Annotated in this window: 23 protein-coding genes; 12 read left to right on the top strand and 11 right to left on the bottom strand. The window is 71.7% G+C overall.

Translation table 11 applies throughout. The features are described from left to right. Positions 1-9: 9 nt before the first annotated feature. Positions 10-1,704 (bottom strand): SulP family inorganic anion transporter, encoded by a 1,695-nt coding sequence (locus tag BLQ61_RS10000; protein ID WP_091569458.1) that lies wholly within the window; start codon positions 1,702-1,704, stop codon positions 10-12. A 140-nt stretch (positions 1,705-1,844) separates the two neighbouring features. On the opposite strand from BLQ61_RS10000, the gene BLQ61_RS09995 reads away from it, so the two are divergent. The 3 genes from BLQ61_RS09995 (at position 1,845) to BLQ61_RS09985 (ending at position 4,646) form a co-directional block, all read left to right on the top strand. After that, the gene (locus tag BLQ61_RS09995; protein WP_091569456.1) at positions 1,845-2,453 is read left to right on the top strand and encodes a BON domain-containing protein; all 609 of its coding nucleotides are present in this window, start codon (positions 1,845-1,847) and stop codon (positions 2,451-2,453) included. A 54-nt stretch (positions 2,454-2,507) separates the two neighbouring features. Next, positions 2,508-3,734 (top strand): PLP-dependent transferase, encoded by a 1,227-nt coding sequence (locus BLQ61_RS09990; protein WP_091569453.1) that lies wholly within the window; start codon positions 2,508-2,510, stop codon positions 3,732-3,734. A gap of 108 nt (positions 3,735-3,842) precedes the next feature. After that, a complete protein-coding gene (locus tag BLQ61_RS09985; protein WP_091569450.1) occupies positions 3,843-4,646 on the top strand; it encodes a DUF2189 domain-containing protein in 804 nt (267 codons plus the stop codon). A 13-nt stretch (positions 4,647-4,659) separates the two neighbouring features. On the opposite strand, the gene BLQ61_RS09980 is transcribed toward BLQ61_RS09985, so the two are convergent. Beyond that, positions 4,660-5,274, bottom strand: a complete 615-nt coding sequence (locus BLQ61_RS09980) for an arylesterase (RefSeq protein WP_425415617.1) — start codon at positions 5,272-5,274, stop codon at positions 4,660-4,662. A gap of 78 nt (positions 5,275-5,352) precedes the next feature. On the opposite strand from BLQ61_RS09980, the gene BLQ61_RS09975 reads away from it, so the two are divergent. Then, complete coding sequence (locus tag BLQ61_RS09975; protein WP_091569448.1) at positions 5,353-6,063, top strand: ABC transporter ATP-binding protein; 711 nt, start codon at positions 5,353-5,355, stop codon at positions 6,061-6,063. A gap of 43 nt (positions 6,064-6,106) precedes the next feature. Here BLQ61_RS09975 and sstT read toward each other — a convergent pair whose 3' ends face one another. After that, positions 6,107-7,342 carry a serine/threonine transporter SstT gene (gene sstT / locus BLQ61_RS09970; protein WP_091569445.1) on the bottom strand — a complete coding sequence of 412 codons (1,236 nt, stop codon included), beginning with the start codon at positions 7,340-7,342 and terminating at the stop codon, positions 6,107-6,109. A gap of 121 nt (positions 7,343-7,463) precedes the next feature. On the opposite strand from sstT, the gene rlmB reads away from it, so the two are divergent. Then, the gene (gene rlmB / locus BLQ61_RS09965) at positions 7,464-8,216 is read left to right on the top strand and encodes a 23S rRNA (guanosine(2251)-2'-O)-methyltransferase RlmB (RefSeq protein ID WP_091569443.1); all 753 of its coding nucleotides are present in this window, start codon (positions 7,464-7,466) and stop codon (positions 8,214-8,216) included. Beyond that, positions 8,213-8,956, top strand: coding sequence for an SIR2 family NAD-dependent protein deacylase (locus BLQ61_RS09960; RefSeq protein WP_091569440.1), 744 nt, complete (start codon positions 8,213-8,215; stop codon positions 8,954-8,956). The genes rlmB and BLQ61_RS09960 overlap by 4 nt, the downstream gene beginning before the upstream one ends. A 31-nt stretch (positions 8,957-8,987) precedes the next feature. On the opposite strand, the gene BLQ61_RS09955 is transcribed toward BLQ61_RS09960, so the two are convergent. The 3 genes from BLQ61_RS09955 to BLQ61_RS09945 are packed head-to-tail and all read right to left on the bottom strand — an operon-like array spanning position 8,988 to position 11,352. Further along, the gene (locus BLQ61_RS09955; protein ID WP_091569437.1) at positions 8,988-10,361 is read right to left on the bottom strand and encodes a sensor histidine kinase; all 1,374 of its coding nucleotides are present in this window, start codon (positions 10,359-10,361) and stop codon (positions 8,988-8,990) included. Next, positions 10,358-11,029: a response regulator transcription factor gene (locus BLQ61_RS09950; RefSeq protein WP_091569435.1), complete on the bottom strand. Its 672-nt coding sequence runs from the start codon at positions 11,027-11,029 to the stop codon at positions 10,358-10,360. Before BLQ61_RS09950 ends, BLQ61_RS09955 begins: the two co-directional genes overlap by 4 nt. Then, the gene (locus BLQ61_RS09945; protein ID WP_091569432.1) at positions 11,029-11,352 is read right to left on the bottom strand and encodes a PepSY domain-containing protein; all 324 of its coding nucleotides are present in this window, start codon (positions 11,350-11,352) and stop codon (positions 11,029-11,031) included. The genes BLQ61_RS09950 and BLQ61_RS09945 overlap by 1 nt, the downstream gene beginning before the upstream one ends. Before the next feature lie 131 nt (positions 11,353-11,483). Between BLQ61_RS09945 and BLQ61_RS09940 the strand changes: the two genes are divergently transcribed. Further along, a complete protein-coding gene (locus BLQ61_RS09940; protein ID WP_091569429.1) occupies positions 11,484-11,798 on the top strand; it encodes a PepSY domain-containing protein in 315 nt (104 codons plus the stop codon). Positions 11,799-11,832: 34 nt separating this feature from the next. Continuing rightward, positions 11,833-13,215 (top strand): ferredoxin reductase family protein, encoded by a 1,383-nt coding sequence (locus tag BLQ61_RS09935; protein ID WP_091569427.1) that lies wholly within the window; start codon positions 11,833-11,835, stop codon positions 13,213-13,215. 47 nt (positions 13,216-13,262) lie between these two features. On the opposite strand, the gene BLQ61_RS09930 is transcribed toward BLQ61_RS09935, so the two are convergent. Both BLQ61_RS09930 and BLQ61_RS09925 read right to left on the bottom strand, forming a co-directional pair. After that, positions 13,263-13,853 (bottom strand): chromate transporter, encoded by a 591-nt coding sequence (locus tag BLQ61_RS09930; protein WP_091569424.1) that lies wholly within the window; start codon positions 13,851-13,853, stop codon positions 13,263-13,265. Next, on the bottom strand, positions 13,850-14,440 hold the full coding sequence (locus tag BLQ61_RS09925; RefSeq protein ID WP_091569858.1) for a chromate transporter: 591 nt from the start codon (positions 14,438-14,440) through the stop codon (positions 13,850-13,852). The genes BLQ61_RS09930 and BLQ61_RS09925 overlap by 4 nt, the downstream gene beginning before the upstream one ends. Positions 14,441-14,627: 187 nt before the next feature. On the opposite strand from BLQ61_RS09925, the gene BLQ61_RS09920 reads away from it, so the two are divergent. The 4 genes from BLQ61_RS09920 to BLQ61_RS09905 all read left to right on the top strand — a co-directional run bounded on the left by BLQ61_RS09920 (position 14,628) and on the right by BLQ61_RS09905 (position 17,606). Continuing rightward, positions 14,628-15,470 (top strand): fumarylacetoacetate hydrolase family protein, encoded by an 843-nt coding sequence (locus BLQ61_RS09920; protein WP_091569422.1) that lies wholly within the window; start codon positions 14,628-14,630, stop codon positions 15,468-15,470. A gap of 93 nt (positions 15,471-15,563) precedes the next feature. Then, positions 15,564-15,914: an SMR family transporter gene (locus BLQ61_RS09915; protein ID WP_342672239.1), complete on the top strand. Its 351-nt coding sequence runs from the start codon at positions 15,564-15,566 to the stop codon at positions 15,912-15,914. Between the two features lie 105 nt (positions 15,915-16,019). Continuing rightward, entirely contained in the window at positions 16,020-17,231 is a 1,212-nt protein-coding gene (locus tag BLQ61_RS09910) for an NnrS family protein (protein ID WP_245703957.1), read from the top strand. Between the two features lie 84 nt (positions 17,232-17,315). Then, complete coding sequence (locus tag BLQ61_RS09905; RefSeq protein WP_091569416.1) at positions 17,316-17,606, top strand: DUF2249 domain-containing protein; 291 nt, start codon at positions 17,316-17,318, stop codon at positions 17,604-17,606. Positions 17,607-17,786: 180 nt separating this feature from the next. Here the strand turns inward: BLQ61_RS09905 and sufT are convergent, their stop codons facing one another. From sufT to BLQ61_RS09890, 3 genes are read right to left on the bottom strand one after another with little or no spacing between them, the layout of a single operon-like run. Continuing rightward, a complete protein-coding gene (sufT, locus tag BLQ61_RS09900; RefSeq protein WP_091569413.1) occupies positions 17,787-18,341 on the bottom strand; it encodes a putative Fe-S cluster assembly protein SufT in 555 nt (184 codons plus the stop codon). Next, the gene (gene sufU, locus BLQ61_RS09895; RefSeq protein ID WP_091569411.1) at positions 18,338-18,787 is read right to left on the bottom strand and encodes a Fe-S cluster assembly sulfur transfer protein SufU; all 450 of its coding nucleotides are present in this window, start codon (positions 18,785-18,787) and stop codon (positions 18,338-18,340) included. The genes sufT and sufU overlap by 4 nt, the downstream gene beginning before the upstream one ends. Further along, on the bottom strand, positions 18,784-20,052 hold the full coding sequence (locus BLQ61_RS09890; protein WP_091569408.1) for an aminotransferase class V-fold PLP-dependent enzyme: 1,269 nt from the start codon (positions 20,050-20,052) through the stop codon (positions 18,784-18,786). The genes sufU and BLQ61_RS09890 overlap by 4 nt, the downstream gene beginning before the upstream one ends. Positions 20,053-20,222 lie beyond the last annotated feature (170 nt).

Raw genomic sequence — 20,222 nt, 5'->3', positions numbered from 1 at the left:
CGCCTGGCGTCATGCCGCAGCGGGAGCGGATGCGGGCTCCGGCAGGCTGGCCAGCGCCGCCACGGCCTCGCCGTCGGTGCGGTACATGCGCAGGTCCGGGCCCTCGTGCAGCACGCCGGCGCGCTCCAGGATGCGCTGCACCGGCAGCTTCAGCCCGGCCACGTGCAGCGTGCCGCCCAGGCTCTGCATCAGCGCGCGCAGGCGCACGAAGGCCTCGACGCCGGTCACGTCGATGCGGTTGACGGGCAGGGCGAACAGGCACAGCTGGCGCAGGTCGGGCCGCGCCGCCAGTTCGTCGGCCACGCGCCGCTCCAGCGCCGTGGCCGAGGCGAAATCCAGTTCGGCGTCCATGCGCAGCGCCAACGCGTGCGGGCCCAACGGCGGCAGCTGCCACAGGTGGCGGTCGCGCAGGCTGCCGTCGGGGTGCAGGCCGACCTCGATGATGCGCGGGTGCAGCCGCTGGTACAGGAAGTGCGACAGGTTCATCACCAGCCCGGCCAGCACGCCCCAATACAGGCGCGGCGCGCTGACCAGCGTGAGCGCGAAGGTCACCAGGCCTATCAGCGTCTCCACGCGCGAGATCGGCCACAGGCGCAGCATGCCCAGGGGCTTGATCAACCCCGTCACCGCCGTCACCACCACCGCGGCCAGCACCGCCTGCGGCACGTGGTACAGCTCGGGCGTCAGCCACAGCAGCGTGGCCAGCACCACCAGCAGCGCGAACAGCGTGGCCCAGCCGCTCTTGGCGCCGGCGTACAGGTTGATGGCCGAGCGCGAGAACGACGCGCTGGTGGCGAAGGCCCCGCACAGGCCCGAGCTCATCTTGGCCATGCCGTGGGCGATCAGGTCCTGGTTTTCGTTCCAGCGCGTGCCGCCGCGCGAGTGCTCGACCTTGGCGCTGGAGGCGGTCTCCAGGAAGCTCACCAGCGTCACCACCAGCACCGGTAGCGCCAGCGCGCCGAATTCGTCCCAGCTCAGCCAGCCAGGCAGGTACAGCGACGGCAGACCGGAGGGCACATGCCCGACCACCGCGCCGCCGGCATCGGCGAAGCCCGTGCCCCAGCTCGTCAGCGCCGCCAGGGCGATGACCACCATCGCCGCCGGAAAGCCCGGCTTCCAGCGCCGCGCCAGCATCAGTACCAGCAGGCTGCCCAGGCCGAAGGCCATGGCGCGCAGGTCGAAGTGGTGGATGGACGGGTCGCTGGCCAGGGCGTGCCAGCTGGTGCGCAGGCCCAGCAGCGCCGGCAGCTGCGAGGCCAGGATCAGCAGCGCCGCGGCCTGCGTGAAGCTGCCCAGCACCGGCGAGGTCACCAGGTTCAGCAGCCAGCCGAAGCGCACCACGCCGAGGGTGAGCTGCACCAGCCCGGACAGCAGCGCCATCCACGCCGCCAGCTGCACCCACTGTGCGCTGCCCGGCTCGGCCAGGCCAGTCAGCGAGGCGCCGATCAGCAGGCTGGTCAGCGCCGTCGGGCCCACGCCCAGGCGCGTGGACGAGGCCCACAGCACCGCCACCAACGCCGGCACCAGCGAGGCGTAGATGCCCGTCACCAGCGGCATGCCAGCCAGGTGGGCATAGGCGACGCCCTGCGGCACCAGCATCAGACCCACCGTCATGCCGGCCCAGAACTCGCCGCGCAGCAGCTCGGGGCTGGGCCGCGGCCAGGCCAGGAAAGGAAACCAGCGGGACAGAACGATGCGAGGCATGGAAGGCGATTGTGGCGCTGCTGCGCCGGCCCTCAAGTTCCTGCCGCCGTTGTCCTACCGGCGTTTCGGCGGTCTCCCACCCACGGCGGTCCGTGGCTGTTTCTACAGTCGCTGCACACCAAACCCGAAGGAGAAGTTCCATGACAACGACACAACCCGCCCGTTCTGCCCTGCTGCGCACCGCCACTGTGGCTGCCGCCATCTCGATGGCGCTGGGCCTGGCCGCGTGCGACCGCAACGACGACCGCACGGCGGGCCAGAAGCTCGATTCGGCCATCGCCAAGACCGACCAGGCCGCCGAGAACGCCAAGGACAACGTCCAGGCAGCCGCACACGACGCCAAGGTGGCCGTGCAGGACGCTGCACATGACACCAAGGTCGCCGCGCAGGATGCCGCGCACGATGCGAAGGTGAACGCAGAGGAAGCCACCGCCGAGGCGCGCGCCAAGTCGCATGAACTGGCACAGGACACCCGCGAAAACGTGGCGGAGGCCAAGGCCGACACCAAGCAGGCTGCCGCCAATGCCTCGGCCGCCGTGGCCGACGCCGGCATCACCGCCAAGGTCAACGCCGCCTTCGCAGCCGATTCCGACGTGAGCGCCCTTCGCATCGACGTGGACACCAAGGACGGCGTGGTCACACTGACCGGGCCCGCCAAGAGCCAGCAGGCACGCGATCGTGCCACGCAGCTCGCCCAGGGCATCGACGGTGTCAAGCGCGTCGAGAACAAGCTGGAAATCCGTCCCTGACGCCGGGGGCCGCGGGCGGCCGGCTTTGCCGGGGCCTGCGGCTACCATCCGGGCATGAGCCAATCCCGCCTGCCCGCCATCTCGACCCAGCTGGTCCACCACGACTACGTCCCGCCCGCCGGCTTCCATGCCCCGCAGCCGGCGGTGCACAAGGCCTCCACGGTGCTGTTCCCCAACGTCGCCGCCATGCGCGCGCGCGAGTGGAAAGACAAGACCAGCTACACCTACGGCCTGCACGGCACTCCCACCACCTACCAACTGGAAGAGCGCATCGCCACGCTGGAGGGCGGCAGCCAGTGCCTGCTGGCGCCCAGCGGCCTGGCGGCGATCGCCACGGTGGCGCTGGCACTGCTGCGCCAGGGCGACGAAGTGCTGCTGCCCGACAACGCTTATGGCCCCAGCAAGGCCCTGGCCGAGGCCGAGCTGGCGCACTATGGCATCCGCCACCAGATGTTCGATCCGCTGGACGTGCAGGACCTGGCCGCGCGCATCAACGAGCGCACGCGTCTGGTCTGGCTGGAAGCGCCCGGCTCGGTCACGCTGGAATTCCCCGACCTGATCGCGCAGACGCGCCTGTGCCGCGAGCGCGGCGTGGTCTCGGCGCTGGACAACACCTGGGGCGCGGGCCTGGCCTTCGCGCCCTTCGACCTGACGGGCGACGGCAGCCTGGGCGTGGACATCTCCGTGCACGCACTGACCAAGTACCCCAGCGGCGGCGGCGACGTGCTGATGGGCAGCATGACCACGCGCGACCAGCGCCTGCACCTGAAGCTGAAGCTGGCGCACATGCGCCTGGGCCTGGGCGTGGGCGCCAACGACGCCGAGGCCGTGCTGCGCGCGCTGCCCAGCATCGCCCTGCGCTACCGCGCACACGATGTGGCCACGCGCGAGCTGGCGCGCTGGATGGCCGACCAACCCGCCGTGGCGCAGGTGCTGCACCCGGCGCTGCCCGGCTCGCCTGGCCATGCGCACTGGCAGCAGCTGTGCGGCGCGGCGCATGGCGGCGACGGCGCGGCGGCCGGGCTGTTCAGCGTGGTTTTCGACGCCAGCCGCAGCCAGGAGCAGGTCGATGCCTTCTGCGACGCGCTGCGGCTGTTCCGCCTGGGCTACAGCTGGGGCGGGCCGATGAGCCTGGTCGTGCCCTACGACCTGGGCGAGATGCGCGAGCGCGCGACGCCGCAGCTGGCGCCCGGGACGGTGGTGCGCTTTTGCGTGGGGTTGGAAGACGTGCAGGATCTGCGCGCCGACCTGGCGCAGGCGCTGCGCCAGGCGTTCGGCTGACGGGGTAGCCCGGCGCGGGTAGGTGTGGGTTCGGGCTTTCCTTGATGCGTGCGGGGCAGGGCTGCCCTTAAGGTGGCGCGGTCTTCCACTTTCACCGCCGCTGCCGACATGCTGGAAACGACCGCCACCGCCTCGCCCGCGGCGCCGCCCGCGCCCCTCGTCCTGCGCCCCGTCACGGTCGCGCAGCCGTTCCACTGGCTGGCGCTGGGCGCGCGCGACCTGCTGGCTGCGCCCGGCGTGGGGCTGTTCTACGGCCTGTGCTTCTGGGGCATGGCGCTGCTGCTGGCCTGGGTGTTCCGCGCCCGGCCCGAATACACCATGTCGCTGGCCAGCGGCTGCCTGCTGGTCGGGCCGTTCCTGGCCATGGGCCTGTACGAGACCAGCCGCCGGCGCGAAGCCGGTCTGGCGCCCAGCCTGGGCGAATCGCTGACCTGCTGGGACCGGCACGTCTCCAGCATGGCCATGCTGGTGCTGGCGCTGATCGTGCTGGAGCTGCTGTGGGGCCGCGCCTCGCTGGTGGTCTTCGCGGTGTTCTTCAACACCGGCATGCCCTCCACCACCGGCGTGGTGCAGGCGGTGTTCAACCTGCAGAACTGGCAGTTCGTCGCCGCCTACCTGGCCGTGGGCGGCATCTTCGCGGCGCTGGTGTTCTGCTTCACCGTGGTGTCGATTCCACTGATCCTGGACCGCGACACCGACGCCTTCACCGCCGCGCTGACCAGCATGCGCGTGGTGCTGGACAACATGGGCACCATGCTGCTGTGGGGCGCGCTGATCACCGCGCTGGTGGGTTTGTCGCTGCTGGCCTGGGGCGCGGGGCTGCTGATCGTCGGGCCGCTGCTGGGCCACGCCACCTGGCACGCCTACCGCAGCGCGCTGGAGCCGCCCGCGCCGCCCCCGCCGGCCGCCTGACCGGGCTGCGCCGCTAGCGCAGCAGCCGGCGCAGCTGCGGCCAGACGTTGTCCAGCATGGTCGGGTGTGCCTGCGCGTTGGGGTGGATGCGGTCGGCCTGGAACAGCCGCGCGGCATCCGGCACGTCGGCCACGCCCTTCAGGAAGAACGGCACCAGCGCCGCCTTCTGCCGTTTTGCCACGCTCTCGAACAGCCCGGCGAAGCGCCGCCCATAGTCGCCGCCGTAGTTGGGCGGCACCTGCATGCCCAGCAGCAGCACGCGGGCGCCGGCGGCCTGCGCCTGCTGCGCCATCCAGGCCAGGTTGTCCTCGGTGTTCTTCAGGGGCAGGCCGCGCAGCGCATCGTTGGCGCCCAGCTCCAGGATGACGTGCGTCGGGCGGTGGGCCTTGAGCAGCGCTGGCAGGCGCGCGCGCCCGCCCGAGGTGGTCTCGCCGCTGACGCTGGCGTTCACCACCCGCGCGGCTATGGACTCGCGCGCCAGGCGCTGCTCCAGCAGTGCCACCCAGCCGCTGCCGCGCGCCAGTCCGTATTCGGCGCTGAGCGAATCGCCCAGCACCAGGATCACCGGCTGGCGCGCATCGGCGGCATGCCCGGCCGCCGGCAGGCCCGCTGCCGCCAGCGCCAGCAGCGCCGCGCTAAAGTCACGCCGGCCCAGCCGCTTCGCCTCGTTGCTTTCGTTCACACCCACTCCCTGTCTGCCTGATCCATGCCCGAACCCCGCACCGCGCCATCCGAGCCGCTCATCGCCGTGGAGCACCTGCACAAGTCGGTGACCGACTCCACCGGCACGCTCGACATTCTGCGGGACATCGATTTTTCCGTCCCGGCGCGGCAAAGCCTGGCCATCGTCGGCGCCTCCGGCTCGGGCAAGAGCACGCTGCTGTCGCTGATCGCCGGGCTGGACGTGCCCACGCGCGGCACGGTGCGCGTGCAGGGGCAGGACCTGTTCGCGCTGGACGAAGACGCGCGTGCCGCGCTGCGCGCGCGCAGCATGGGCTTCGTATTCCAGAGCTTTCAGCTGCTGGCGCACCTGACGGCGCTGGAGAACGTGATGCTGCCGCTGGAGCTGGCCGGCCGCCGCGACGCGCGCCGCCAGGCCGCCGGCATGCTGGAGCGCGTGGGCCTGGGTCAGCGCCTGGCGCACTTACCGCGCGTACTGTCCGGCGGCGAGCAGCAGCGCGTGGCGCTGGCGCGCGCCTTCGTGGTGCAGCCGGCGCTGCTGCTGGCCGACGAGCCCACCGGCAGCCTGGACTTCGCCACTGGCGCGGCGGTGATGGAGCTGATGTTCGAGCTGAACCGCCAGCAGGGCACGACGCTGGTGCTGGTCACGCACGACCGGCAGATCGCCGCGCGCTGCGACCGGCGCATCACCATCGAGGCCGGCCGCGTGGCGGCCGAGGAACTGCAAAAAGCATAGCTGCAGGTCATTGTTCCATATGGGCTGAAGCCGTTTTTGACCCTCAAAGTGGCGTGGGGGTGCCGGCGCGCCGCTGCTGCGCCATGCCGGCGGCGGCGGTGAACAGCACGTCGGTGGAAGAGTTCAGTGCCGTCTCGGCCGAGTCCTGCACGATGCCGATGATGAAGCCCACCGCGACCACCTGCATGGCCACGTCGTTGCCGATGCCGAACAGGCTGCACGCCAGCGGGATCAACAGCAGCGAGCCGCCCGCCACGCCCGAGGCGCCGCAGGCGCAGACGGCAGAGACCACGCACAGCAGCAGCGCGGTGGGCAGCTCCACGCGGATGCCCAGCGTGTGCGCGGCGGCCAGGGTGAGCACGCTGATGGTCACCGCGGCGCCGGCCATGTTGATGGTCGCGCCCAGCGGAATGGCGATGCTGTAGGTCTCCTCCTTGAGGCCTAGGCGCTGCGCCAGCGCCAGGTTGATCGGGATGTTGGCCGCCGAGCTGCGCGTGAAGAACGCCGTCACGCCGCTCTCGCGCAGGCAGGTGAAGACCAGCGGGTAGGGGTTGCGCCGGATGCAGGCCCAGACGATCAGCGGGTTCACCACCAGCGCCACGAACAGCATGCAGCCCACCAGCACCGCCAGCAGGTGCGCGTAGCCCTGCAGCGCCTGCGTGCCGGCCTCGGCGAACGTGCTGGCCACCAGTCCCAGGATGCCCAGCGGCGCGCAGCGGATGACGCCCTGGATGATGGCGGTGACGGCCTGCGCGCCGTCGTGCAGCACCGCGCGCGTGCCGGGCGAGGCATGCCGCAGCGCCAGCCCCAGGCCCACCGCCCAGGCCAGGATGCCGATGTAGTTGGCCTGCAGCAGCGCGTGCACCGGGTTGTCGACGATGCTGGTGGCCACGTTCAGCAGCACCTCGCTCACGGCGCCGGGCGGCGCCAGCTCGGCGCTGGGCGGGCTGCGCAGGGTCAGCGTGCTGGGCCACCACAGGCTGGCCGCCACGGCCACCAGCGCCGCCGACAGGGTGCCGACGGCATACAGCAGCAGCACCGGGCGGATGCCCGTGGCCTCGCCCGGCACGTGGTGGCTGATGGCCGACATGACCAGCACCAGCACCAGCACCGGCGCCACGGCCTTGAGCGCCGAGATGAACAGCGTGCCCAGGAAGGCGACGTAGGGCGTGGCGCCGGGCGCCAGCAGCGCCAGCGCGACGCCCGCCACCAGGGCGATGGCGATCTGCGCGACGAGGCTGGTGCGCCGCAGCCAGCGCAGCAGGGGAGAGATCAGCATGGAAACGACAGGGAAGGGAACAGGGGCAGCGCCGGGAAAACCCGGGTGACAAGCGGCGGATTCTAGGAGGCGGCCGGAAACCGCCCTCCGGCGCCACGCGCGCGGCGCCGATAATCCGGGCATGTCCAGTCCCAAAGTCCTGTTCGGCTTCCACGCCGTCGGCGTGCGCCTGAAGACCGCGCCGCAGTCCATCATCGAGATCTACTACGAGCCGACGCGGCGCGACGCGCGCATGCGCCAGTTCCTGCAGCGCGCGCGCGAGGCCGGCGCGCGCCTGATCGAGGCCGACGGGCTGCGCCTGGCCAAGCTTTCGGGCAGCCATGGCCACCAGGGCGTGGCCGCGCGCGTGCAGGCCATCGAGCAGGCACAGTCGCTGGACGACCTGCTGGACGGGCTGGAAGAGCGCGGCGTCACCGCGCCGTTGCTGTTGGTGCTGGACGGCGTGACCGACCCGCACAACCTGGGCGCCTGCCTGCGCGTGGCCGACGGCGCCGGCGCGCATGCCGTCATCGCCCCGAAGGACCACGCGGTAGGCATCAACGCCACCGTGGCCAAGGTGGCCAGCGGCGCGGCCGAGACGGTGCCGTACTTCATGGTCACCAACCTGGCGCGCACCCTGGGCGAGCTCAAGGAGCGCGGCATCTGGGTCATCGGCACCAGCGACGAAGCCGATGCCACCTTGTACCAAAGCGACCTGAAGGGCCCGGTGGCGCTGGTGCTGGGCGCCGAAGGCCCGGGCATGCGCCAGCTGACGAAGAAAACCTGCGACGCGCTGGTGCGCATCCCGATGCAGGGGGCAGTGGAGAGCCTGAACGTTTCGGTGGCCAGCGCCGTGTGCCTGTACGAGGCCCTGCGCCAGCGCGGCGCCGCATGAGCGCGGCGGCCGAGCGCCACGCCGTGCGCGACTGGATCGCGCAGGCCGGCCGCGTCGCCGTGCTGACCGGCGCCGGCATGAGCGCCGAGTCCGGCGTGCCCACCTTCCGCGATGCCCAAACCGGCTACTGGGCGCAGTTCAACCCGCAGGACATGGCCAGCGAGCGCGGCTTTCGCGCCGCGCCGCAGCGCGTGTGGGACTGGTATGCGCACCGCCGCGCCGGCGTCGCCGCCGTGCAGCCCAACGCCGGGCACAAGGCCCTGGCGGACTTCGCGCGCCGCCATCCCGGGCGGCTCACGCTGATCACGCAGAACGTCGATGGCCTGCACCAGCGCGCCGGCAGCCCCGACGTGCTGTGCCTGCACGGCGACCTGCTGGCCGACCGCTGGCTGGATGCGCCGCGCGCCTGCTGCCGGCTAAACCAGCCTGAGCCCGGCAGTCCGCCGCGCTGCGCCCGTTGCGGCAACCTGGTGCGCCCGGGCGTGGTCTGGTTCGGCGAGAACCTGCCTGCCGACGTGCTGGACGCCGCCCAGCAGGCCGCGCAGGCGGCCGAGCTGATGCTGGTGGTCGGCACCGCCGGCGCGGTCTATCCGGCGGCCGGCCTGGCGCATCTGGCGCGCCAGGCCGGTGCGCGCGTGGTAGTGCTGAACCCGGCGGAGAGCGAGCTCGACAGCGCCGCGCACACGGTGCTGCGCGGCACGGCGGCACGGCTGCTGCCCGAGCTGCTGCAGGGCGTGTAGCGGGCACGGGGAAAAGGTCGGCAACAGGCTCTCAGGTCGCCGCCGGCAGACTCAGCCGCAGGCGGGCACCGCCCAGGGAGGACGGTCCGGCCTGCACGCTGCCGCCATAGGTGTCGGCCAGGGCGCGCACGATGTCCAGGCCCAGGCCGGAGCCCGGGCGGCGTTCGTCCAGCTGCACACCGCGCTCGAACATGCGCTCGCGCTCGGCATCCGGGATGCCGGGCCCGTCGTCGTCCACGGTGAAGCACAGCTGGCCCCCTTCACGCCGCACATCCACCACAACGCGCGAGCGCGCCCATTTGCCGGCGTTGTCGATCAGGTTGCCCAGCAGTTCGTACAGGTCCTGCGGCTCGCCGCGGAATGGGGCGTCCTGCGCGCCCTGAGCGAGCTCGAACGACAGGCCGCGCGCTGCATGCAGGCGCTGCATGGTGCGCAGCAGCGCCTGCACCGGCTCCAGCACGGGCGTGGCCAGGCCGGTAGCGCGCACGGCGGCGGCGGCGCGGGCGCGCGCCAGGTGGTAGTCGACCTGGCGGCGCGCCGTGTCCACCTGCTCGCGCACCAGCGCGCCCAGCGGGCCTGACTCCCGGGCAGCGGCATTGGCCAGCACGGACAGTGGCGTGTGCACGGCATGCGCCAGGTTGCCGGCCTGGGTGCGGGCGCGCTGCACCATCTCGGCGTTCTCGGCCAGCACATGGTTGAACTCGGTCACCAGTGGCTGCAGCTCCTGCGGGAACGGCCCCTGCAGCTGCGCGGCGCTGCCGGCGCGCACGTCGGACAGCCGCTGGCGCAGCAACTGCAGCGGGCGCAGCGCCAGCTGCAGCTGCAGCACCACGGCCAGTGCCAGGCCGGCGGCCAGCACCGCCAGGGCAACGAGCAGCATGCGGCTGAAACGCTGTAGTGGCTCGGCCAGCAGGGCCTGATCGCCGGCCACCACTAGGCGCAGGGGCGGTGCGGCATCGTCGGGCAGCTGCAGCGTGCGCGCCACGGCCAGCAGCAGGTGGTCCTGCGCGTCACGCAATGCAAGCACGCGATATCCCTGGGCAGGGTAGTCCCCGGGCGCGGGCGGCAGGGCCAGCGTCTGGTCCCACAGCGAGCGCGAGCGCGCCATGGCCGTGCGTGGCGCGTTGCCCAGGCGGTCGATCTGCCAATACAGGCCCGACAGCGGCTGCTCCAGGCGCGGGTCGGCCACCACGCGGGGCACGACCAGTTGCCCGTCCGCGCTCCAGTCCACCGCGGCGCTGAGCTGGTCGAGTTGCAGCACCAGCTGCGCCTGCAGCTGCTGGGTGATGTGGTTCAGGAACAGCGCGCGCAGCCCCCAGCCGGCAGCGCCAAGGCTGAGCAGCATCCAGGCCAGCGTGCCAGCCAGCAGGCGCAGGCGCAGGGAATGTATTCCCCCGCCTTTCATGCGCCGCTGCCCATATCCACCAGCCGATAGCCCAGGCCGCGCACGGTCTCGATGCAGCCTTCGGGCAGCTTCTTGCGCAGGCGGCCGACAAAGACCTCGATGGTGTTGGAGTCGCGCTCGCTGTCGTGCGGGTAGAGGTGCTCGGCCAGCTCGGTGCGCGACAGCACCTCGCCCTTGCGCTGCATCAGCAGCGACAGCAGCTTGAACTCGTGGCTGGTCAGGGTCAGCGGCTGGCCGTCGACCAGCACGCGCGCCTGGCGCGTGTCCAGCCAAATGGCGCCGCACTGCCACTGCGCGCTGGCGTGCTCGCTGGCGCGGCGCAGCAGGGCGCGCAGGCGCGCCAACAGCTCCTCCATGTGAAAGGGCTTGGCCAGATAGTCGTCGGCGCCGGCATCGATGCCGGCCACCTTGTCCTGCCAGCCGCCGCGCGCCGTGAGGATGAGCACCGGCATGTTGCGCCCGGCGGCGCGCCAGTGGCGCAGCACCGACAGGCCATCCATGCGGGGCAGGCCCAGGTCGAGCACCACCGCGTCGTAGCGCTCCACGTCGCCCAGGTAGTGGGCCTGCACGCCGTCGCCCGCGCACTCCACCGTGTGCCCGGCGCTGGCGATGGCCTGCGCGAGCTGGCCGCACAGCGTGGGTTCGTCCTCCACCACCAGGATGCGCATCAGTGGTCTCCCTTGCGCTTGATTTTCAGGACGCGGCCATCGACCGCGTCCACCTTGAGCTTGGCCATGCGTCCGTCCGGTTGCAGCAGGCGGATCTCATAGATGTAGCGCCCGTCGTCGCGCTCGAACTCGATCTTGAGCACCTGGCCCTGGTATTCGCGCTCGACCTTGTCCAGCACTTGGCGCAGCGGCAGCACCTGGCCGTGCTGCAGCGCTGCGCGGGCCAGTTCGTGGTCGCGCTCGCCCGCACGCACTGCGGCGCCTGAACCCAGGAGGACCAGGGCAAGTGCCAGCGGGGCGAGAGGGTGAACGAACAGAGACATGGTCCGCCCTTTATACGTATCGCGCGATGAACCGTGGATGAACACCGCCTTCAGCGCCGGTTCACCAGGGATTTTCCAGAATTCGCACCAGGCCAGGCACCCGCCGGGCCATCGTCCCAGGAGTCACCGCCATGCAACCGAACATCCGCCATTTCCTCGCCGCTATCGCCGCCAGCGCCGCCATGACCGCCGGCATCGCCCAGGCACAGGCCCCCGCGCCCTCGGTGGCCCCGGCCGCGTCGGCCGCCGCTGTGTCCCCGCAGGCGCGGCTGACCCTGCGCGACATCTACGACCGCATGGAGGCCGCCGGCTACCGCGACATCCGCGAGATCGAATGGGACCACGGCCGCTACGAGGTCAAAGCCGACAACGCCCGAGGCGAGCGCCTGAAGCTGTATGTGAACGCCACCACCGGCGCGGTGGAAAAGACCCGCGTGCGCCGCTAAACGGCCCGGTCCATCCGCCCACAAGGAGAACGCCATGCGCATCAAGGTCGCCCTGGGGACCGTGCTGGGGGTCATCACCCTGGCCTGGCTGGCGGTCATGCCGGCCGGAACGGGCATGCAGCCACTGGTCGATGCCCAGGGCGCGGCCACCGGCTGTTGGCAGCTGCGCCAGCAGGCCCTGTACCTCACGGGGCTGTGGAGCATCGGCCTGATGGCGCTGGCCCTGGTGCTGGCGCTGCGCCTGCCCTGGCTGGAGCGCCCGCTGGGCGGCCTGGACCAGGTCTATCGGCTGCACAAGTGGGCCGGCATCGGCGCGGCCCTGGCCGCCATCGCGCACTGGGGAGCCAAGGAGTCCAGTGGCTGGATCAAGGCGCTGTGGGGCCGCGCCGGCAAGCCCGTGCACGAGGCCGTGCTGCCCTGGTTCACCGACGCGCGCGGTTTCGCCAAGGACCTGGGCGAGTGGGCCTTCTACCTGCTGCTGGCCCTAGTCGCCGTGACGCTGCTGACCCGGCTGCTTGCCTACCGCCCCTGGCGCCTGCTGCACCGTGCCATGCCGCTGCTGTTCCTGGCGCTGGCGCTGCACACGCTGGCCCTGATGCCGCTGGCCTTCTGGGCAGCGCCGCTGGGCTTGCTCATGGGCACGCTGCTGGCAACGGGCAGCCTGGCGGCCCTGTGGTCGTTGGCGGGGCGGGTTGGCCGCGCGCGCAGCCACGCGGGGCGCATCCATGCCGTGCGTGCGCTCGGCGACGGCGGCCCGCAGGCGCCGATCGAGGTGGTCTGCGCGCTGCCCGCGCACTGGCCGGGGCACTGCGCGGGGCAGTTCGCCTTCGTGCGCTTCGACCGCGCCGAGGGGCAGCACCCCTTCACCATCGCCAGCGCCCCCGGCAGCCTGGGCACCAGCGAGGCCGGCGAGCCGCTACTGCGCCTGGTCATCAAGCCGCTGGGGGACTACACCCGCACCCTGGGGCAGCGCCTGCGTGTGGGCCAGCGCGTGGACATCGAAGGACCCTATGGACGCTTCGACGGCCGCGGCCGCCCGGATCGCCTGCAGGTGTGGGTGGCGGGCGGCGTGGGCGTGACGCCGTTTCTGGCGTTGCTGGAAGCGCGCCAGCCAGGCGCCGCCCCCGCGCAGGCCTGCGCACAACCCGCGCACCTGCACTACTGCACCCGCGACGCGACGCGCGACCCGCTGCTGGCGCGACTGCGCCCGCTGTGCGCGCAGGCGCAGCCGCCGGTGCGGCTGAGCGTGCACGACGCCGCGCTCGGCCAGCGCCTGACGCCCCAGGCGCTGGAGGACTTGGGCGGGCCGCTGGACCTGTGGTTCTGTGGGCCGCAGGGGTTGGGCGACGCGCTCGCGGCGCACTCCCGCGGACCGCGTGTCTGGCGCATGCACCGCGAGTCGTTTGCGCTGCGCTGACCGTCACCCCATGCACGACCCGGCCTGCATCGGCCTGTGCACCGCATTCACACCCAGCCCAGCGCCCCCAGGAGCGCGCCGGCGCCCAGCAGCCACAGCAGGTGCAGCCGCGTGCGCCACACCATCAGCGCGCTGGCGGCGCTCAGCAGCCACAGCGGCCAGTCGCGGGCAGCCTGGTCGTGCGCGCTGGCCAGGATCCAGGCGGTGGCCAGCAGCAGCCCGACGACCAGTGGCGCCATGCCCTGCCTGAAGGCGCGCACGCCGCGCCGGTCGCGGTTGCGGTGGCCCCAGCGCGTGGCCAGCCATGTCAGCGTGGTGCTGGGCAGCAGCACGCCCACCATGCACAGCGCCAGCCCCAGCACGCCGCTGGCCCAGCCTCCCGCGCCGGCGCCGCTGGCGTTCAACCCGACGTTCCAGCCCAGCAGGGCGATGAACAGCACGTTGGGCCCGGGCGCGACCTGGGCAATGGCAATGGAGGCGTTGAACTGCAGGTCCGTCAGCCAGCCCTGGCGCTCGACCAGGAAGCGGTGCATGTCCGGCGCCGTGGCCATGGCCCCGCCCACGGCCAGCAGTGACAGCGACAGGTAGTACAGGAACAGGTTCAGCCAGTCGAGTGACTGCAGCGCGAGGGCGTTCATGGCGCGGTCCTGCGCCAGGTCAGGGCGTAGGCGGCGCCGCCCAGCACCGGCAGCACCCAGAACAGCGGCAGGCGCAGCAGGCCCATGGCGATGAAGGTGAGCGCCGCCAGTAGCGCGCACGGCGCCAGGCCCAGTGGATGGCGGCGCAGCGCCGCCGCCAGCTTCAGCCCCGTGCCGGCGACCAGGCCCGCCGCCACCGCGCCCATGCCGCGCAGCGCCCCGGCCACGGCCGGATGGTCGGCGAACTGCGCGTAGCCCATGGCCAGCGCCAGCACCACCAGCAGCGGCAGGGTCAGCATGCCGGCGAGCGCCGCCAGCGCGCCGCGCAGGCCGAAATGCCGGTCGCCGATCATCACCGACAGGTTGACCACGTTCGGCCCGGGCAGGATCTGCGCCACCGCCCAGTCCTCGACGAACTGCTCGTTGGTCAGCCAGCCCTTGCGCTCCACCAGCTCGCGCTGCACCACCGCCACTACGCCGCCGAAACCCTGCAGCGCCAGCCAGGTGAAGGACCAGAACAGGTCGGCGGGGTCGCGCGGGCCGGGCGCTTGCGCAGCGGCATCCGGGGGCACGGGACTATTGGGCATTTTGGATAAAAAAATGGTGATGACCATTGAGGAACAAGGGCCGGCAGCTATGATTTCGGGAGTGATACGGCCAGCGCATCGGCCCACGCGGCAATGCCATGGTAGGGCTGCGGCGTGCGCTGCGCCACGGCGGCGCGACCCGCGCGTGCCTAAGATGCGTGCCTTGCCTTCCTCGCGAAAGACCCCTATGAAACTGATCCGCCACGGAGCGCCCGGCGCCGAACGCGCCGGCATCGTCGATGCTCAGGGCACGCCGCGCGACGTGTCCATGCTGCTGCCCGACATCGGCCCGGCGCAGCTCGATCTGCGCACCCTGGCGGCTCTGGCCGCCATCGACGCCACGCGCCTGCCGGAGTTGCCTGCCGGCACGCGCCTGGGTTGCCCGGTGGGCGGCATCGGCAAGATCGTCTGCGTGGGGCTGAACTACGCCGACCATGCGCGCGAGTCCGGCCTGGCGCCGCCGGCCGAGCCGGTGCTGTTCATGAAGGCCACCAGCAGCCTGTGCGGCCCGCACGACGCCGTGCGCGTGCCGCCCGGCGCCGAAAAGCTCGACTGGGAGGTCGAGTTGGGCGTGGTCGTCGGCCAGCGCATGCGCGCCGTGCCCGAAGGCGAGGCGCTAGCGCATGTGGCCGGCTACGTGCTGGCCAACGACATCTCCGAGCGCGCCTGGCAGATGGAGCGCGGCGGCCAGTGGGACAAGGGCAAGGGCGGCGACACCTTCGCGCCCGTCGGTCCCTGGCTGGTGACGCCGGACGAACTGGGCGACCCGCATGCGCTGCGGCTGTGGCTGGAGGTGAACGGCGAACGCCTGCAGGACGGCCACACGCGCGACTTCCTGTTCGGCGTTCCCACCGTGCTGGCCTACATCAGCCGCTTCATGACGCTGGAGCCGGGTGACCTGGTGCTGACTGGCACGCCCGCAGGCGTCGGCCTGGGCCAGAAGCCGCCGCGCTTTCTGCGCGTGGGCGACGAGATGCGCTTGGGCGCCACCGGCCTGGGCGAGCAGCGGCTGGTCTGCGTGGCGGGTTGACGTGCCGTTATCTGAAGCAAAAAATGCCTCTAGCCCTGATGAATCAAGCGCTTGCAGCTATATCTTGAATAGCAACAGACCTGTGCCCGCGTCGTGCCGGCGCCTTTCGCCATGCATCCCTACCTGCTCCTGGGCATCGCCATCGCCTCCGAAGTCGTCGCCACCACGGCGCTGAAGTCCTCGGCCGGCTTCACCCGCCTGGCGCCTGCGCTGCTGGCGGTGCTGGGCTACGCGCTGGCGTTCTTCTGCCTGGCGCGGGTCATGAACCACCTGCCGACCGGCGTGGTGTATGCCGTGTGGTCAGGGCTGGGCATCGTGCTGATCTCGCTGGCCGGCTGGCTGCTGCACGGCCAGAAGCTGGACCTGGCGGCCATCGCCGGCATGGCGCTGATCGTCGCCGGCGTGGCGGTCATGCAGTTGTTCTCGCGCAGCACCTGGCACTGAACGCCGCGGCGCATGCCACGCGGACGCGCATGGAACAAAAGATTCATTTAGAATGAACTTATTGTTCGCTCTTCCGGCTTCGCCCACGAGGCAGCCCTGTCCGCCGTGAACCAGCCCCTGCCTTTCCCCCAACGCCCCCCGGCCGCCGCGCAGCCTGCGCCGGCGCTGCATGGCCTGCCACTGCTGCGCCTGGGCTTTCGGCCGTTCTACCTGCTGACGGCGCTGCTGGCCTGCGTCTCGGTACCGGTCTGGGTGCTGGCCTTCCTGGGCCACCTGCCGCTGCAGTTGCAGATCCCGCCGCTGCTGTGGCACGCGCACGAGATGCTGTTCGGCTTCGCCGCCGGGGTCATCGCCGGCTTCCTGCTGACCGCCGTGAAGGCCTGGACCGGCCTGCCCACGCCGCGCGGCCCGCTGCTGGGCGCGCTGGCGCTGCTGTGGCTGGCGGCGCGTATCGCCGCCTTCACCGCGCCGTATGCGGTGTATGCCGCGCTGGACATGCTGCTGCTGCCGCTGGTCGCCATCGCGCTGCTGCGCGTGCTGATCCAAGCGAAGAACAAGCGCAACATCCCGCTGATCGGCCTGTTGCTGCTGATGGCCGCGGCCAACCTGGCGTTCCACCTGTCGGCCACCGGCGTCATCGCGCTGCAGCCGCTCACCGCGCTGTATGCCGAGCTGGGCATGGTGCTGATGGTGGTCGCCGTCATCACCGGCCGGGTGGTGCCGATGTTCACGCGCAACGTCACGCCGGGCTTGACGATGAACATCCCGCGCGCGTTCGAGATGAGCGTGCTGGCCGTGACCGCCGTAGCGCTGCTGGCCTGGGTATGCAACGCGCCGGCGCCGTTGGCCGCCGTGCTGAGCGCCGCCGCCGCCGTGCTGCACGCCGTGCGCCTGGCGAAGTGGAAGCCCTGGACCACGCTGCGCCGGCCCATCTTGTGGATCCTGCATGCCTCCTATGCCTGGATGCCGCTGGGCTTTGCCCTGCTGGCCGCCGCGCAGCTGGGCTGGCTGCCTGTGACGCTGGCGGTGCATGCCCTGGCCGTGGGCGTGGTCGGCGGGCTGATCATCGGCATGCTGACGCGCACCGCGCGCGGCCACACCGGCCGGCCGCTGCAGGCCGGGCGCGGGGAGGTGATTGCCTACGCCTGCGTCATGGCCGCGGCCGTGCTGCGCGTGCTGGTGCCCGCCGTGCACCCGCAGTGGTACGCCTACGCGCTCCACGGCGCGGCCTGCCTGTGGGCGGTGGCGTTCGCGATCTATTTCGTGCAGTACACGCCTTGGCTGATGCGCAGCCGGCTGGACGGCAAGGACGGCTGAACGCGCCGCCGGTCTTTCCACCCCTGTTTTTTCTCCCGTTTCCCCGACGCTCCCGCAGTCGTCATTCACCAGAAAGGTTGAACCATGAGCACCCCCACCGTCACCGAAATCGACGTCCGCACCATTCCGCCCTACGAGCGCCACGCGAAGATCTTCGGCCAGTTCGACGACCTGGCCGTGGGCCAGGCGCTGGTCATCGTCAACGACCACGACCCGGTGCCGCTGCGCCGCCAGTTCGAGGGCCGCACGCCCGGCCAGTTCAACTGGAGCTACCTGCAGGCCGGCCCGGCGCTGTGGCGCGTGCAGATCGACAAGGTGGCCGGCGCCGCGGCCGAGTCCGGCGGCGGCTGCTGCTCGGGCGGCGCATGCGGCTGATCTCGTTCGTCTGAGGCGAAAAAACGGCAGGCCCTTGGCCTGCCGTTTTGCGTTGAGAGTTGAGCGTTTGGCGTTTGGCGTTTGGCGAGGGGCGTGTCCCGGCGGTTCACGCTCAACGCCAAACGCACAAGCCACAAGCAGCGCCGCAAATGCCTGCCTCTCCACCGCGCCAAGCGGCCCCTACAGCCCCAGCGCCAGCTGCGCCGCCTCGGACATTCGCGAGCGGTCCCAGGGCGGATCGAACACCAGGTTCACGGTGATCTCGCCCACGCCGGGCAGCGCCAGGATCTTGTCGCAGACCTCGTCAGCGATGGCCTCGCCCATGCCGCAGCCGGGCGCGGTGAGCGTCATGTCCACCACGGCGCGCACCTTGTCGGCGTCCTCCAGCGGCTCGAACGCCACGCGGTACACCAGCCCCAGGTCGACGATGTTCACCGGGATTTCTGGGTCGTAGCAGGTGGCCAGGGTCTTCCAGACCAGCGGCTCCAGGTCGTCCACGTGCAGGTCGGCCGGCACGGCGATCGTTTCGGGCGGGGTCTTGCCGATGGCGTCGGCGTCCTGGCCCTTCAGGCGCATCAGCTGGCCCTCGACCAGCAGCGTGAATGAGCCGCCCAGCGCCTGGGTGATCTGCGCGAGTTGCCCGGCCTCCAGCTCGACCGGCATGCCGCTGGGGATGGTCTCGACGGTTACGGTGCGACGCACCAGCACGTCCTCGCGGTGGCGGCGGTGGGTCATGCCTGGGACTCCTGGGTGTTGTGTTCGGCGATGGCATGCATCAGCGCGTGCCAACCGAGCAGCGCGCACTTGATGCGGCTGGGGTACTGGCGCACGCCGGCCAGGCTGACCAGCTTGCCCAGCGGCGCCTCCTCGGGCTGCTGCTCGCCCGTCAGCACGGCGCGGAAGTGCTGCTGCAGCGCGTTGGCATGCGCCACGTCGCGGCCCTTGACGGCCTCGGTCATCATCGAGGTCGAGGCCATGCAGATGGCGCAGCCCTGGCCAGAAAAGCGGATGTCGCGCAGCTGCGTGCCGTCCAGCTCCAGTTCGACGGCCACCTGGTCGCCGCAGGACGGATTCGTGCCCTCGGCGCGGTGCGTGGGCGAGCTCAGGTGGCCGAAGTTGCGCGGGGCGCGCTTGTGCTCCAGCACCACCTCCTGGTACAGGTCGTTCAGTGCATCGCTCATTGCAGCAGCTCCCGGGCGCGGGCGACGCCGGCGATGAGCCGCTCGACCTCGTCCGCCGTGTTGAACAGGGCAAAGGACGCACGCGTGGTCGGCCCGCAGCCCAGGTGTTCGAGCAGCGGCTGCGCGCAGTGGTGGCCGGTGCGCACGGCCACGCCGGCCTCGTCCAGCAGCTGGCCCACATCGTGCGGGTGCACGCCGGGCACGGTGAAGGCGATCAGCGCGGCGTCGGTGGCGTGCGGGCTGAGCACGCGCACGTCGGGGATTGCCTGCAGGCCGGCGACGGCTTGCGCGCGCAGCGCCTGCAGGTGCGCGCCGATGGCGGCGCGGCCAGCCTGGTCGATGAAGCGCGCTGCCGCCGCCAGGCCCACGGCGCCGGCGATGTTCGGCGTGCCGCCCTCCAGCCGCGCGGGCAGGGCGGCGTAGCGCGCGCCGTGGTAGCTGGCCTGCTCGACCATGTCGCCGCCCAGGCGCAGCGGGTGCAGGCGCTCCAGCGCCTCGCGTCGGCCGGCCAGCACGCCGATGCCAAGCGGGCCGTGCATCTTGTGGCCCGACAGCGCCAGGAAGTCGCAATCCGGCAGTTGCGCCAGCACCGGCGTGCCGTGCGCCGCGACCTGCGCGGCGTCCAGCACGGTGAGCGCGCCGGCCTGGCGCGCCAGGCGCAGCAGGGCCTCGTAGGGCGGGCGCTCGCCGGTGGCGTTGGCGCAGGCGGTGACGGCGAAGACGCGCGCGCCGCCCACATCCAGCAGCGCGGCCAGGTCGGCCTCGTGCAGGCGGCCTTCGGCGTCGGGCAGCAGGATGTCGAGCTGCGCGCCGCTCATGCGCGCGGCGTGCTGCCAGGGCAGCAGGTTGGCGTGGTGCTCCAGCCCGCTGACGATGATGCGGTCGCTCGGGCGCAGCCAGGCGTGGCCCGGCCCGCCGGCCCACAGGCCTTGGGCGACGAGGTTCAGCGCCTCGGTCGTGCCGCTGGTGAAGACCAGCTCGTGCTCGGCCGTGGCGCCGAGATAGTCCTTGAGCGTGGCGCGCGCGGCGTCGAAAGCGTCGGTGGCGCGCTGGCTGAGCGTGTGTACGCCGCGGTGGATGTTGGCGCGCTGCTGTGTCTCGAACGTTTCCAGCGCCTGCAGCACCGGCAGTGGCATCGGCGTGCTGGCGGCGTTGTCCAGGTAGGCCAGGGGATGGCCGTGGATGGCCTGCGCCAGGATCGGGAACTGCACGCGCAGCTCGGCCACCGGCAGCGGGGTGTGCAGCAGGGGGTGTGGTTTACCCATGGCGGGGCCTTTGTGCTTGGAGCGACCCACTTGCTCTCCCACTTGTGGGAGAGCGTTGGGATGAGGGGGTAGTACAGGCGCGAGGACGGGATGAAGCCACCCTCACCCCGGCTCTCTCCCGCGCGCGGGAGAGGGAGAGAAGACAGAGCGTTTCGGCATGAAATCTGCCT

Origin of the sequence: Oryzisolibacter propanilivorax, from assembly GCF_900103645.1 — a bacterium.
Lineage (GTDB): Bacteria > Pseudomonadota > Gammaproteobacteria > Burkholderiales > Burkholderiaceae_C > Melaminivora > Melaminivora propanilivorax.
The sequence above is the reverse complement of the archived record's forward strand: the minus strand, read 5'-3'. Positions and strand labels throughout refer to the sequence as shown.

Coding starts and splice junctions, on each gene's coding strand:
- BLQ61_RS09930 (WP_091569424.1), bottom strand. CDS start 13,853: ATGAACGCCCTCGCGCTGCAGTCACTCGACTGGCTGAACCTGTTCCTG.
- BLQ61_RS10000 (WP_091569458.1), bottom strand. CDS start 1,704: ATGCCTCGCATCGTTCTGTCCCGCTGGTTTCCTTTCCTGGCCTGGCCG.
- BLQ61_RS09960 (WP_091569440.1), top strand. CDS start 8,213: ATGAGCGCGGCGGCCGAGCGCCACGCCGTGCGCGACTGGATCGCGCAG.
- BLQ61_RS09990 (WP_091569453.1), top strand. CDS start 2,508: ATGAGCCAATCCCGCCTGCCCGCCATCTCGACCCAGCTGGTCCACCAC.
- BLQ61_RS09955 (WP_091569437.1), bottom strand. CDS start 10,361: ATGAAAGGCGGGGGAATACATTCCCTGCGCCTGCGCCTGCTGGCTGGC.
- rlmB (WP_091569443.1), top strand. CDS start 7,464: ATGTCCAGTCCCAAAGTCCTGTTCGGCTTCCACGCCGTCGGCGTGCGC.
- BLQ61_RS09975 (WP_091569448.1), top strand. CDS start 5,353: ATGCCCGAACCCCGCACCGCGCCATCCGAGCCGCTCATCGCCGTGGAG.
- BLQ61_RS09940 (WP_091569429.1), top strand. CDS start 11,484: ATGCAACCGAACATCCGCCATTTCCTCGCCGCTATCGCCGCCAGCGCC.
- BLQ61_RS09935 (WP_091569427.1), top strand. CDS start 11,833: ATGCGCATCAAGGTCGCCCTGGGGACCGTGCTGGGGGTCATCACCCTG.
- BLQ61_RS09995 (WP_091569456.1), top strand. CDS start 1,845: ATGACAACGACACAACCCGCCCGTTCTGCCCTGCTGCGCACCGCCACT.
- BLQ61_RS09920 (WP_091569422.1), top strand. CDS start 14,628: ATGAAACTGATCCGCCACGGAGCGCCCGGCGCCGAACGCGCCGGCATC.
- BLQ61_RS09950 (WP_091569435.1), bottom strand. CDS start 11,029: ATGCGCATCCTGGTGGTGGAGGACGAACCCACGCTGTGCGGCCAGCTC.
- BLQ61_RS09890 (WP_091569408.1), bottom strand. CDS start 20,052: ATGGGTAAACCACACCCCCTGCTGCACACCCCGCTGCCGGTGGCCGAG.
- BLQ61_RS09905 (WP_091569416.1), top strand. CDS start 17,316: ATGAGCACCCCCACCGTCACCGAAATCGACGTCCGCACCATTCCGCCC.
- sufU (WP_091569411.1), bottom strand. CDS start 18,787: ATGAGCGATGCACTGAACGACCTGTACCAGGAGGTGGTGCTGGAGCAC.
- sstT (WP_091569445.1), bottom strand. CDS start 7,342: ATGCTGATCTCTCCCCTGCTGCGCTGGCTGCGGCGCACCAGCCTCGTC.
- sufT (WP_091569413.1), bottom strand. CDS start 18,341: ATGACCCACCGCCGCCACCGCGAGGACGTGCTGGTGCGTCGCACCGTA.
- BLQ61_RS09985 (WP_091569450.1), top strand. CDS start 3,843: ATGCTGGAAACGACCGCCACCGCCTCGCCCGCGGCGCCGCCCGCGCCC.
- BLQ61_RS09945 (WP_091569432.1), bottom strand. CDS start 11,352: ATGTCTCTGTTCGTTCACCCTCTCGCCCCGCTGGCACTTGCCCTGGTC.
- BLQ61_RS09925 (WP_091569858.1), bottom strand. CDS start 14,440: ATGCCCAATAGTCCCGTGCCCCCGGATGCCGCTGCGCAAGCGCCCGGC.